This is a genomic window from Micromonospora sp. DSM 45708, assembly GCF_039566955.1.
Taxonomy (GTDB): Bacteria; Actinomycetota; Actinomycetes; order Mycobacteriales; family Micromonosporaceae; genus Micromonospora.
The window spans coordinates 3722122-3734860 of record NZ_CP154796.1; the positions used below are offsets into that span (position 1 = coordinate 3722122).

The window sequence follows — 12739 nt, forward strand, 5'->3', positions numbered from 1 at the left end:
ATGGCCGTCACGCTCACACCGGCGCCCACGCCGGTGCGCCGGCCGGTACGCGACCGGCACCACCGGGGCGTCAGCCGTTGGCTGGTGCTCGCCCTGGTCACCGTCGGCGCGCTGGTCATGCTGGTGCCGTTCGCGTTCATGCTGCTCAACGCGTTCAAGTCGCCAGGTGACTACTCGTCGGGCGGCCCGCTGAGCTGGCCGACGGAGTTCTACACCAGGGGCCTGCGGACGTACTGGTCCGAGGTGAACTTCCCGCTCAAGCTGTGGAACTCGGCGCTCATCGCCGGGTCCGTGGCGGTGCTCGGCGTCGTCGTGTCGCTGCTCAACGCGTACGCCCTGGGTGTCGGCCGGGTCCGCGGCCGGCTGTGGATCGTCGGGTTGTTCCTGCTGGCCAACATGTTGCCGCAGGAGGCGTTGATCTACCCGCTGTACTACGTCGCCAAGGAGATCGGCCTCTACAACACCCGACTGTCGGTGATCATCATCTTCACCGTCATCCAGAGCGCGTTCGGCACCTACCTGCTCGCCTCGGTGCTGGGCACGTTCCCGCGCTCGCTGCTGGAGGCCGCCGCGCTGGACGGCGCCGGCAAGTGGACGGTGCTGTGGCGGGTGGTCTTCCCCAACCTGCGGCCGACCCTCGCCGTCCTGCTCATCTTCTTCTTCATCTGGACCTGGAACGAGTTCCTCATCCCGCTGGTCATGCTGATCGACAACCAGACCCAGACCATCCCGGTCGCGCTCGCGTCGTTGCAGGGCGACCGCCTGATGGACGCCCCGACGACGAACGCCGGCGCGTTGATCAGCCTGGTGCCGGCCATCCTCTTCTTCCTCATCTTCCAGCGCACCCTGGCGCGCGGCATCACCGCAGGAGCAGAGAAGTGAAGTTCACCGACGGATACTGGCAACTACGCCCGGGGGTCAGCGTGCTGCGCCCCGGCACTGTGGAGTCGGTCGAGCCGGACGACCGCGGCTTCACCGTCTTCGCGCCCGCCGGTCAGATCAACGGCCGGGGCGACACGCTCAACCGGCCCGTCGTCACGGTCCGCTTCTTCTCCCCCGCGCCCGGCGTGGTCGGGGTCACCATCGGCCACCACAGCGGCGGGTTACCCCGCGAACCCCACTTCGGGTTGCACACCGACGACACGCACCCGGTCACCGTCGACATCACCGGCATCAGCGCGTCGCTGACCACCGGCGAGCTGACCGTGCGGGTCGCGCTGGTCGACGGCTGGCGGGTCGAGTTCCGGCACGGCGACCGGCTGGTCACGGCGTCCACCGCGCGCAGCGTCGGGATCGTCACCGACGGCGAGGGCCGCCGGTACGTGCACGAACGACTCGCGCTCGGCGTCGGCGAGACGGTGTACGGGTTGGGCGAACGGTTCGGCCCGTTCGTGAAGAACGGTCAGACGGTCGACGTCTGGAACGCCGACGGCGGCACCGCCAGCGAGCAGGCGTACAAGAACGTGCCGTTCTATCTCAGCAGCGCCGGCTACGGGGTGTTCGTGGACCACCCGGAGCACGTGTCGTTCGAGGTCGGCTCGGAGGTCGTCGCGCAGACCCAGTTCAGCGTCGAGGGTCAGTCGCTCACCTACCACGTCGTCGACGGGCCCACCCCGAAGGACGTGCTGCGCCGCTACACGGCGCTGACCGGCCGACCGGCCCGGGTGCCCGCCTGGTCGTACGGGCTGTGGCTGTCCACGTCGTTCACCACGTCGTACGACGAGAAGACGGTGACCGAGTTCGTCGACGGGATGGCCGAGCGGAACCTGCCGTTATCGGTGTTCCACTTCGACTGCTTCTGGATGCGCCAGTTCCACTGGGTCGACTTCGTCTGGGACCCGGCGACCTTCCCCGACCCGGAGGGCATGCTGCGCCGGCTGCACGAGCGGGGCCTGAAGGTGTGCGTGTGGATCAACCCGTACATCGCGCAGCGCTCGTACCTGTTCGAGGAGGGCCGCCGGGCCGGCTACCTGGTGCGCAACCCGGACGGCTCGGTGTGGCAGTGGGACAAGTGGCAGGCCGGCATGGCGCTCGTCGACTTCACCGACCCGGACGCGGTGGCCTGGTTCACCGGCAAGCTCAAGGCGCTGCTGGACATGGGCGTCGACTGCTTCAAGACCGACTTCGGTGAGCGCATCCCGACCGACGTGGTGTGGCACGACGGGTCGGACCCGCAACGGATGCACAACTACTACTCGTACCTCTACAACAAGGCGGTCTTCGAGCTGCTGGAGACCGAGCGTGGCGAGGGCGAGGCGGTGCTGTTCGCCCGCTCGGCCACCGCCGGCGGCCAGCAGTTCCCGGTGCACTGGGGCGGCGACTGCGAGTCGACGTTCGTCGCGATGGCCGAGTCGCTACGCGGCGGGCTGTCCCTGGCCTCGTCCGGCTTCGGCTACTGGAGTCACGACATCGGCGGCTTCGAGGGCACCCCCGACCCGGCGGTGTTCAAACGGTGGATCGCGTTCGGCCTGCTCTCCTCGCACTCGCGGCTGCACGGCTCCGGCTCGTACCGGGTGCCGTGGGCGTACGACGAGGAGGCCGTGGACGTGTTGCGCCACTTCACCCGGCTCAAGCTCCGTCTCATGCCGTACCTGGCGGCGACCGCCGAGGAGGCGCACCGCGACGGCATCCCGATGATGCGTCCGATGATCGTGGAGTTCCCGGACGACCCGGCCGCGGCACACCTCGACCGGCAGTACATGCTCGGCCCGGACGTGCTGGTGGCGCCGGTGCTCAGCGCCGACGGGCAGGTCACCTTCTACGTGCCCGCCGGCACGTGGACCCACCTGGTCACCGGCGCGCAGCTCACCGGCCCGGCGTGGGTGACCGAGAAGCACGAGTACGACAGCCTGCCGGTGCTCGCCCGGCCGGGTGCGGTCATCGGGTTCGGCGCGCGCGCCGACCGGCCCGACTACGACTGGGCCGACGGGGTGGAGCTGCGGCTCTACGCCCCGGCGGAGGGGCAACGGCAGCGGGTACGGATCCCGGCGCCCGGCGCGGGGCCGGGCGCGGAGTTCGAGGTGGGCTTCCGCGACGGGGTGGCCACCGCCGAACTGGTGGCGGGCGAGTCGTCGGCGTACCACTGCGTGGTGGCCGGCACGGAGAGGGCGGGACGATGACGGCACGGAACTTCCCGGAGAGCTTCGTCTGGGGTTCGGCGACGGCGGCGTACCAGATCGAGGGCGCGGCCACCGAGGACGGTCGCGGTCCGTCCATCTGGGACACCTACAGCCACACCCCCGGGCGTACGCTGGGCGGCGACACCGGTGACGTGGCCGCCGACCACTACCACCGCTGGCCGCAGGACCTCGACCACGTCGCCGAGCTGGGGCTGGGCGCGTACCGTTTCTCGATCTCCTGGCCCCGGGTGCAGCCGGGCGGTTCCGGGCGGTTCAACCAGGCCGGCCTGGACTTCTACGCACGGCTGGTCGACGGCCTGCTGGAGCGCGGCGTGCGACCGGTCGCGACCATGTACCACTGGGACCTGCCGCAGGAGCTGGAGGACGCCGGTGGGTGGCCGGCGCGGGAGACGGCGCTGCGCTTCCAGGACTACGCGTCGGGGATCGTCACGGCGCTCGGCGACCGGGTGCACACCTGGACCACGCTCAACGAGCCGTGGTGCTCGGCGTACCTGGGTTACGGCTCCGGCGTTCACGCGCCCGGCCGGACCGAACCGGCCGCCGCGTTGGCGGCGGTGCACCACCTGAACCTGGCGCACGGCCTGGCCGGGCGGGTGGTCCGGGAGCTGACGCCGAGCGCCGAGCTGTCGGTGACGTTGAACCTGCACGTCGTCCGGGGGGCGTCCGACTCGGCCGCCGACTCCGACGCGGTCCGGCGGATCGACGCGTTGGCGAACCGGGCGTTCCTCGGCCCGATGCTGGACGGGGCGTACCCGGCCGACCTGGTGACCGACACCGCCGCCGTCACCGACTGGTCGTTCGTGCGCCCGGGTGACGAGAAGCTGATCGCGGTGCCGCTGGACGTGCTCGGGGTCAACTACTACTCCAGCACCCTGGTCCGCGCCTGGGACGGGCAATCGGCACGCTCCGCCGCCGACGGGCACGGCGCCTCGACCCACTCGCCGTGGGTGGGCGCCGACGACGTCGACTTCCTGCCGCAGCCCGGTCCGCACACGGCGATGGGATGGAACATCGACCCACCGGCCCTGACCGAACTGCTGCTGCGGCTGCGGCGCGAGTACCCCGGCCAGCCGTTGATGATCACCGAGAACGGCGCGGCGTTCGACGACGTCGTCTCGGCCGGCGGACGGGTGCACGACGACCGGCGGATCGACTACCTGCGCCGGCACATCGGCGCGGTCGCCGACGCCCGCGGGCGGGGCGCCGACGTCCGGGGCTACTTCGTCTGGTCGCTGCTCGACAACTTCGAGTGGGGCTACGGCTACGACCGCCGCTTCGGCATCATCCGCGTCGACTACGACACCCAGGAGCGCACCTGGAAGGACAGCGCCCACTGGTACCGCCGCCTGGCCGCCACCGGCCGACTGGACGGCTAGGTCGGGTGTTGCCGAGCCTCGCGAGCCGTGCTTAACTGCCCTGCGTCCACGGCCGCTCACGGTTCGTGGCGCATCGGATGCTGAGGCGGGGGCGATCGACCATGTTCGGCGCGAACCGGCCGTGACGTCGGAGGCTGAGATTGTCTGAGCCTGGTGTCTACACCGTCATCGACATCGGTGGAACGTCGCTGCGCATCGGCCGCTACGAGACAGCCACCGGGCGGCTCACCGCGGTGGACCGCTTCCCCACCGACGGCCTCGCCGTGCATCCCGACCACACCGCCGTACCGCTACAGCACCGCGTGTCGCGGCAGTTGGTCGACCGGGCGCGGCAGGCGGTACGCGAGCACGGGAGCTGCGCCGTCGGGATCGCGTTCGCGGGGCCGGTGACCACGGACGGGTGGGCGACGGCCGCCCCCACCATCTGGGGCGGGGGCGGGCCCCCGGTGCCCGTGCGCGCGTTGGTCGAGGAACAACTCCGCCTGCCCGTCGTCGTGGTCAACGACATCACCGCCGCGCTGTGGCGCTACGCCGAACCGTCGGCCGGCCAGGTGCCGTTCTGCCTGCTGACCGTCAGCTCGGGCATCGGCGGCAAGGTCTACTGGAACGGCGAGGTGCTTCTCGACGCGCGGGGCCACGGCGGCGAGCTGGGCCACTGGAGGTGCGACCTGTCCCCGCAGGCGCCGTTGTGCGACTGCGGCGGCCGAGGCCACCTGGGCGCCCTGGCTTCCGGCCGGGCCATGCAACGGATCGCGCGGCGTACCGCGCGGGAGGACCCGGCGGGCTTCGCCGCCTCCGCCCTCTCCGGCCCGGCCGGCAGCGCCGACGGCATCACCACCTACCACCTCGTGGAGGCCGTCCATGCCGACGACGCGTTCGCCACGGACATCCTGCGCGGGGGCCTGCGTCACCTCGCCCGCGCTGTCACGTCCGTGTTCACCTCGATCGGCGTCACCCGGTACATCGTGATCGGCGGTTTCGCGCTCGCCGTCGGCGAGCGGTACGCCGACATGCTCACCGCCTGTCTTGTCGAACAGGGCTGCTTCGGTCTCGACACCACGCAGATCCGGCAGATGGTCTCCCTGGGCGCGGCGGACGACGACCACGGGTTGCTCGGCATCGGGCGTCTGCTGGCCACCCGGCTGCCCGCCACATCGCTCGCGGAGAGCGCCCGATGACGTCGCGGGCGCGTCCGGCGCGGGGACGGAGCCACCGATGCGTACGCTGATCGTCGGAAGCGGCTTCGTCGGGCGGGCCATCGCCGACCACCTCGCCGGGAGCGGCCATCCGGTGGTCCTGTCCTCGCGCAGCCCGGCGCCCGGCACGCACCCGTGGCGGCCCCTCGACGTCACCGACCCCGGTGCCTGCCGAGCCCTGGTCGATGCGGTGCAGCCCGAGGCGGTCGTCGCGGTGCACGGTCCGTCGGATGTCACCTGGTGTGAGAACAACTCCGAGCAGGCCGCGCGCGAGCACGTCGCGGCGGCGAGGAATCTCGTGGCCGCGGCACCGGACCGACGGTTGCTGCTGATCTCGACCGACAACGTGTTCGACGGCCGCACCGAGAGCTTCGACGAACACGCCGTCCCGCGCCCGGCCAACGCGTACGGTCGGGCCAAGCTGCTGGCGGAGCGGCACATCCTCCAGGCCGCCGGGGCCACGGTGCTGCGGGTGAGCCTGGTCTACGGCTGGGACGAGCACCGGCCCGGCCAGTGGCAGAACTTCTTCGCCTCCTGTGTCCGGCGGCTGAGATCCGGCTCCCCGGTGGAGGCGCCGGCCGACCAGTGGACGACACCGGTGCTGGCCCAGGACGTGGCCAGGGTGGCCGAGGTGGTGTTGTCCGGCGGCCCGCACCGGCTGCTCCATCTCGGCGGGCCGGACCGGGTGTCGCGGTCGGACTGGGCCAGGCAGATCGCGGCGAGTCTCGGCACGGCCACGGACCAGGTCGTCGCGGTGCCCTCCGCCGGCACCCGGTACGCCTGCCGACCCACCAACTCGTGCCTGACGAGCGTCCTGCTCGATCAGGTCGACCCGAGCCTGCGCATCCGTGGCGTGGCGGCGGGCCTGCGCGAACTCATCGGAAGTGGCACATGACCGGACCGACCGTGCACACCTTGGCCTCGCGTCAGGTGTACGCCAACCAGTGGATGACCGTCCGCGAGGACGACGTCCGGCACGCCGATGGCGGCAGGGGCCGCTACGGGGTGGTCGACAAGCCCGACTTCGCCCTCATCGTGCCCCGCGACGAAGGCCGCCTGCACCTGGTCGAGCAGTACCGCTATCCGGTCGGCGGGCGGTACTGGGAATTTCCCCAGGGGTCCTGGCCGACCCGCGACCACGACCCGACCCCGCCGGTCGACCTCGCGCGCAACGAGCTGCGCGAGGAGACCGGGATGCAGGCCGAGCAGATGACCTACCTGGGCCGGGTGCACGTCGCGTACGGCTACGCCAACCAGGGCTGTCACGTCTTCCTGGCGGAGCGGCTGCGACTCGGTCGCCCGCAGCGGGAGTCCACCGAGTCGGACATGCGTCAGCGCTGGGTGGACACCGGCGAGTTCCACCAGATGGTGCGTTCGGGGCTGGTCACCGACGCGGCCACGTTGGCCGCGGTGACGCTGGTGGCGTTGTGGGACGACGGCGCCCTCCGGCCCGGCCCGTCGGCCCCGGGCGACGAGGGCGGGCAATGCCCGTAGTCCACGACGGGTCCGTGCCCGCCGGTCAGCGTCCGGGCCGTGTCGAGGTGGGCGCGACAGCGGTGGAGCCCCGCACCACGAGCTCGGGCCGGAACACGTACTCGGAGTGGGGCGCGCCCTGCCCGTTGATCTCGTCGAACAGGGCGCGCGTGGCGGCCACCGCCATCGCCCTCACGGGCTGCCGCACGGTGGTGAGCGGAGGGTCGGTGAAGGCCATGAGCGGCGAGTCGTCGTAGCCGACCACGGAGAAGTCACCGGGCACGGACAGGCCGCGCTGGCGGGCCGCCCGGACGGCGCCGAGCGCCATCAGGTCCGAGCCGCAGACCACTGCCGTCGCACCCCGGTCGAGCAGGCGCCCCGCGGCGGCCTCCCCGCCCTCCACGCCGAACAGCGTGAACTCTGCGAGGTCGTCCAGCCGGGACCTGGGCACTCCGGTCAGCCGGGTCATGGCCGCGCCCCACCCGGCCACCTTACGGCGGGCCGGCACGAACCGGTCCGGGCCGGTGATCAGGCCGATCCGGCGGTGCCCGAGCGCCACCAGATGCGCGACGGCCAGCTCGACGGCCTCGCGTTCGTCACAGGAGACGAACGGCGCCGAGATGCCGGGCGTGTAGCCGTTGACCAGGACGATCGGCAGCGGGCGGGCGATCAGCGCGTGGTAGCGGTCCTGGTCGGCGGTGGTGTCGGCATGCAGGCCGGACACGAAGATGATCCCGGAGACCTGGCGGTCGAGCAGCATCTCGACGTACTCGTCCTCGGTGACCCCGCCGGGGGTCTGCGTGCAGAGCACCGGGGTGAACCCGCTCTGCGCCAGAGTCGACTCGATGACCTGGGCGAACGCCGGGAAGATCGGGTTGTCCAACTCGGGCACGACCAGGCCGACCAGCCCGGCGCTGAGTTTGCGCAGTCGCGCCGGGCGCTCGTAGCCGAGCACGTCGAGCGCGGCGAGGACGGCCCGGCGGGTTTCCGCCGCCACTCCGGGCCTGCCGTTGAGCACCCGCGACACCGTCGCCTGGCTGACTTCGGCCTGGTGGGCGATGTCGGACAGTCGAGCGCGCATGATTTCACTCTAGCGGAGGACAATTCTGGTGGCGTCCGGTGTGGATGGCCGCCGAATGGCATTCGCCGTCGCGGTGGGCGGGTCGACGCCCGCCGCGCGTCACGACGAATCCAGTGAAATCAGAAATGTGCGGGCGGCGGCGCGTTGAATCGACATCCGCCGTATGCGTTCGAATAAACATGGGCACGGCACGGAAAAAACAATAGGCGGAGCCGTCCGTGCCCGGCCTCGGGTCCGGTGAGTCGGTGTGGCCGGCACCGTCCCGCCCGGACGCCCACCGGCGACATTTCGGGTAAGCGAGCGCGCCTTGCATCGACACGGGACGTACGGTAACGTCCCAGATCAACCGCCGGCAATATCTTGCCGCTACGCGACACCAACGGGGGTTCATGTCGTGAGCAGAGGCGCTTCCACGCGCCCGGAAAAATCGGGCGTGGCCGCAACCAATCTTTGCGGCGCTCCGCTGATCCGGGCAGTGAGAAACAACCGGGCGACGGACCCCCACACCACCACGACGTCGTGGCGTTCTCCGGGCCCGGCCTGACCCCCGGCGACAGAAGCCGTGCGGCAGGCCGGCCCGTCGACGAATGCGATTCCCGTCTTCACCGGTCCTGATCCGTCGACGGCGGCCCAGACCGGTCCGAACGACCGCGCCGCTGCCAGAGCTGTCACTCGACCGAACCCGCCCGAGTGTCGGGCCCGGTGACCCGGCGAGCGTTCCGGCGGAGATGCCAGGGGGATATGAATGTGCGGGGTGACAGGCGCCACGGGATTCGACGTCGCACTTTCCCGCGGGCCGTCCCCCGGCGGCTGTCCGGCGCGCTCTCCGGCCGGTGCGACAGGCTCATCGCGGCTGCTTCCACCACGGCGACGAGCGGGATGCGCTCGTTCCTCGACGCCGGGAAAGGGGGCACCGGCTCTTTCGGTCGACAGTGAATGCTCGCCCTGATCGCCGCGGTCCGGCGGGTCGAGGCCCCGGCGGCGAGCGCCAGTTGACGGGTCGCGCGGCGCGGGACAGTCAGAAAGGATCAGGACAATGCATATTGTCGAGTGCTCGTTCGAGTGCGGCGGTTTCGACGTGGCGCTCATGCGCGGCGGCATGTCCCTGCAATCGTGGCACATGGCACGGGAGTTCGTCCGGGAGGGCCACCAGGTCTCCGTCATCACGCCGGCGCACGGCGCAGCCGACTACCTGGTCGAGAAATACGGCGCGCGCCCCCTGGACTATCGGCACCGGTACGACCTGCCGCTGGTGCTCGATCCCGACATCTGGCGAGGCTTCCCCGCCGAGCAGCACGCCGCCCTGACGACGACGGTGTACCACACGCGCATCGACGGCGTGGACCTGTACTACCTGTCCAACGAATACCTCGACCTGCTGCCCGACACGCTCTACCCGGCGGCGGCCAGTGAGGGGCGGGACCTGTCGTTCTTCAAGCCACTGGCCTTCCAGATGGATGCCGTCCACCTGCTGCGGACCCTCTGGCCGGACGAGCACCTGGTGGTGCACGCACACGAGCCCTACTACCACTTCCTGGTCTCCGCCGCCTTTCGGGACGACCCCCGGCGTCTCGTGGTCAGCACCATCAACAGCAACATGCCGGTCAACCGCAAGGTCTACCGGCCCCAGGTGGAGCGGCTCCTCGACCAGATCGGCGTCCGGGTGGACCTGACCGCGCTGGCCGACCCCGAGCCGGCCGGTGATCTCGACGTCGTGATGCGCGAGCACCTGCCCACGACCCGGCTCTACCAGCCACAGCGCCTCGACGACGTCTGCGTCATCTCGCTGGTGACGATCTGCGGTGACGCGCTCGAATTCCTGTCCGAAGGGCAGCGCGACTACTTCTTCACCTTCCACGACACGCCGTTCGAGAAGGTCTTCCCGCAGTTGACCGTGGCACGCGCGATCCGGGAGAACGCGGGCAAGTTCTTCGTCGGCGGCTCCGGTGTCTCGGCGGAGTGGCTTGCCCGCGACCCGGACGAGACAGACCGGCGCGGCGTGCTCGCCGACCTCGGGCTCGACCCGGACCGACCGACGTTCTACCACGCGGCTCGCTACTCCCTGCACCACAAGGGGCAGTTGGAGCTGATGCGGGCGATCGACGAGGTGCTGCATGACGAGAAGGAGGTGAACTTCGTCCTCCGGTGCGTCACCGCCTCCGGCCGTGACGCTCGGGCACGGGCGGGCAACGACTACTTTCAGGAGGTCGCCGAGCGGTACCCGGACAATGTCCGCCTCGACTGGTCGATGACGGACCCGGACACGCTGTTCGCACACGCCTCGGCGGCCGATTTCTGCATCTACCCGTCGAAGTTCGAGTTGGAGTCCTTCCTGATCGCCCAGGCCGAGGCGATGGTGTGCGGCGCCGTTCCGATCGGGACCGACCAACAGGGGACCAACCATCTCGGCCACGCGTGGGGGACGCTGACCGGCACGGGTCTCGCCGTGCGGCGATCCTTCCGGGACGACGATCCGCGCCTGGTCGAGGATCTGGTGGCGACGATCCGGAGAGCCCTGGAGATGATCTGCTCGCGGCCGGACGAGTACCGACGACTGTCCCGGCGGGCCCGGGCCGTGGGCCGAACGTTCATCTGGTCCCGGCTGGCGCAGCAGCACCTGGCCGTCTACCGGTCGCTGCTCGACGGACGAGCGGACACGGGGCCCACGGCGACCGACGCCATCCGTTACGGCTGGTTCGACCTGCTCCCGGCACGAGCGTGGCGGGAACGCCGCGACGACATCGCGCGACAGGCACTGGCGCTCGGGGACGCAGACGCCTACGGTCGCTGCGCGGTCCTCGACGAGCCCGCCTACCGGGAACTGTTCGAGGCCGCCTACCGCCGCGCGGACTTCGTCCGGTGCACGTCCCTGGCCGCCCGGTCGGGCCTCGCCGACCTCGTTCACCGCCTCCGGAGCCGGTGCCGGCTGACGCAGGCCGACGGTCGTTGGCAGCTCCGGTACACGTTCGCGGAAGCGGAGCGGGTCGACCTGTTCGTCCCGTCCACCGGGCCCGGCACGAACACCGGACCGAGCCGCCGACCAGAACCGATGCGGCAGGACGGCCACGGATTCGTGATCGCGCTGGACGCACCGCCACCACACCCCACGCTGCACTTCCTGCTGACGCTCAGGTCCGGGCGGACCGGGTGGGACGAGGTCACGGTGGCCGGCGGGGCCGATCCGGATCCCGGTACGCCGTAGGGCCGCCGCAGCGGGGACGACCCCGCGCCGACACCGGAAGTGGCGGTCGTCAGCGTCGGTAGAGCCGTTCGATGACCTGCGCCACGCCGTCCTCGTCGTTGCTCGCGCAGATCTCCCCGGCCGCCGCGAGCACGCTGGCATGAGCGTTGGCCACCGCGACGGAGTGACCGGCCCAGGCGAACATCGGGATGTCGTTGGGCATGTCACCGAAGGCCACGGCCCGGGACGCCGTCAGGCCCAGGTAGTCGGCGGCCCGCGCGAGACCGGAGCCCTTGGTGACGCCGGGCGGCAGGAGTTCGATCGTCCCGGCGTCGCCGTGCGTCACGGTGAGGTCGGAGCCGCACGCCTCCCGCGCTCCGGCGGCGAGCGTCTCGTCATCCACGCCGGGGTGACGGATCATGACCTTCTCGATGGGCGCCGCCCACAGCCGTTCACTGTCGGTGGTGAGCTGATGTGACTTCTCCCCACGTTTCGAGAAGCCGGGGGCGGAGAGCACCCCGCCGTGGAGTCCGGCCGTGCCGACCGCGACGAGGAGACCGGGCAGCTCGGCGGCGAGTAGTCCGACGGCACGACGGGCCACGTCCAGATCCACCCCGGTCGACCAGAGGAGCCGGTGACTGTCCGCGTCGTACAGTTGCCCGCCCTGGCCGCAGACCGCGACGCCCCGATAGCCGATGGCCGCGAGGAAGGCCAGACATCCGCTCGCGGGACGACCGGTGACGACGATGTGCACGGCGCCTTCCGGGATCGTGGCCAGAGCGCACCGGGTTCGCGCCGAGATGGTGAGATCGGAACGCAGCAGCGTGCCGTCGAGATCGGTGGCGACCAGGGTGTACCTCCCGCCCGGGAACTCCGGCTCCTCGAACGCGTCGCGCTGCGGCAAGGGTCGGCCTCTCATCTCGGACGTGGCGGACGGACAACGGGAAACGGCACCCGAGCGGGCGGAATCATTCCCGGACCAGGAATGTGGAACGGGCCGTCATGGTGGCGCACTGCCGATATATCTGCATGGCAATGTGGACGGACCTCCCCGCGATGAACGAGTGGAGCGTATCCAGATCCGTGCAGAATCCCAAGCCTCCGTCAACCGCACCCGGATCGAGCAGCGACGTTGCCATTCCGGTGTGGAGAAGAATGTCGCCGGGGCGTTCGGACCCCTGTCGGCCTTGCCGGTCGCGGCGACGCTCGGGTACTGTGCGGATAGACAGATGCTGATCATCATCGAGAGCAGCACTTGACGCGGGGGAACAACGCACATGCTCGGAGTGGCC

At 70.8% G+C, this 12739-nt stretch carries 10 protein-coding genes; 8 read left to right on the top strand and 2 right to left on the bottom strand.

The annotated features are described in order from the left end of the window. The 6 genes from VKK44_RS15930 to VKK44_RS15955 all read left to right on the top strand — a co-directional run bounded on the left by VKK44_RS15930 (window position 1) and on the right by VKK44_RS15955 (window position 7206). Complete coding sequence (locus VKK44_RS15930) at window positions 1-882, top strand: carbohydrate ABC transporter permease (RefSeq protein ID WP_343441879.1); 882 nt, start codon at window positions 1-3, stop codon at window positions 880-882. Next, window positions 879-3119, top strand: a complete 2241-nt coding sequence (gene yicI / locus VKK44_RS15935; RefSeq protein ID WP_343441880.1) for an alpha-xylosidase — start codon at window positions 879-881, stop codon at window positions 3117-3119. Before VKK44_RS15930 ends, yicI begins: the two co-directional genes overlap by 4 nt. Continuing rightward, window positions 3116-4516 (top strand): GH1 family beta-glucosidase, encoded by a 1401-nt coding sequence (locus VKK44_RS15940; protein WP_343441881.1) that lies wholly within the window; start codon window positions 3116-3118, stop codon window positions 4514-4516. The genes yicI and VKK44_RS15940 overlap by 4 nt, the downstream gene beginning before the upstream one ends. Before the next feature lie 140 nt (window positions 4517-4656). Continuing rightward, on the top strand, window positions 4657-5694 hold the full coding sequence (locus VKK44_RS15945) for an ROK family protein (RefSeq protein ID WP_343441882.1): 1038 nt from the start codon (window positions 4657-4659) through the stop codon (window positions 5692-5694). A gap of 37 nt (window positions 5695-5731) precedes the next feature. Next, window positions 5732-6607, top strand: a complete 876-nt coding sequence (locus VKK44_RS15950; protein ID WP_343441883.1) for an SDR family oxidoreductase — start codon at window positions 5732-5734, stop codon at window positions 6605-6607. Continuing rightward, window positions 6604-7206, top strand: coding sequence for an NUDIX hydrolase (locus VKK44_RS15955; RefSeq protein ID WP_343441884.1), 603 nt, complete (start codon window positions 6604-6606; stop codon window positions 7204-7206). Before VKK44_RS15950 ends, VKK44_RS15955 begins: the two co-directional genes overlap by 4 nt. Window positions 7207-7231: 25 nt before the next feature. On the opposite strand, the gene VKK44_RS15960 is transcribed toward VKK44_RS15955, so the two are convergent. Beyond that, a complete protein-coding gene (locus tag VKK44_RS15960; protein WP_343441885.1) occupies window positions 7232-8266 on the bottom strand; it encodes a LacI family DNA-binding transcriptional regulator in 1035 nt (344 codons plus the stop codon). 1036 nt (window positions 8267-9302) lie between these two features. Here VKK44_RS15960 and VKK44_RS15965 point away from each other — a divergent pair. Continuing rightward, window positions 9303-11468 (top strand): glycogen/starch synthase, encoded by a 2166-nt coding sequence (locus VKK44_RS15965; protein ID WP_343441886.1) that lies wholly within the window; start codon window positions 9303-9305, stop codon window positions 11466-11468. Between the two features lie 49 nt (window positions 11469-11517). Here VKK44_RS15965 and VKK44_RS15970 read toward each other — a convergent pair whose 3' ends face one another. Beyond that, the gene (locus VKK44_RS15970) at window positions 11518-12366 is read right to left on the bottom strand and encodes an HAD family hydrolase (protein ID WP_343441887.1); all 849 of its coding nucleotides are present in this window, start codon (window positions 12364-12366) and stop codon (window positions 11518-11520) included. Window positions 12367-12373: 7 nt separating this feature from the next. Here VKK44_RS15970 and VKK44_RS15975 point away from each other — a divergent pair, with 7 nt between their 5' ends. Next, window positions 12374-12706 (top strand): hypothetical protein, encoded by a 333-nt coding sequence (locus VKK44_RS15975; protein ID WP_343441888.1) that lies wholly within the window; start codon window positions 12374-12376, stop codon window positions 12704-12706. The last annotated feature ends 33 nt before the right edge of the window (window positions 12707-12739 follow it).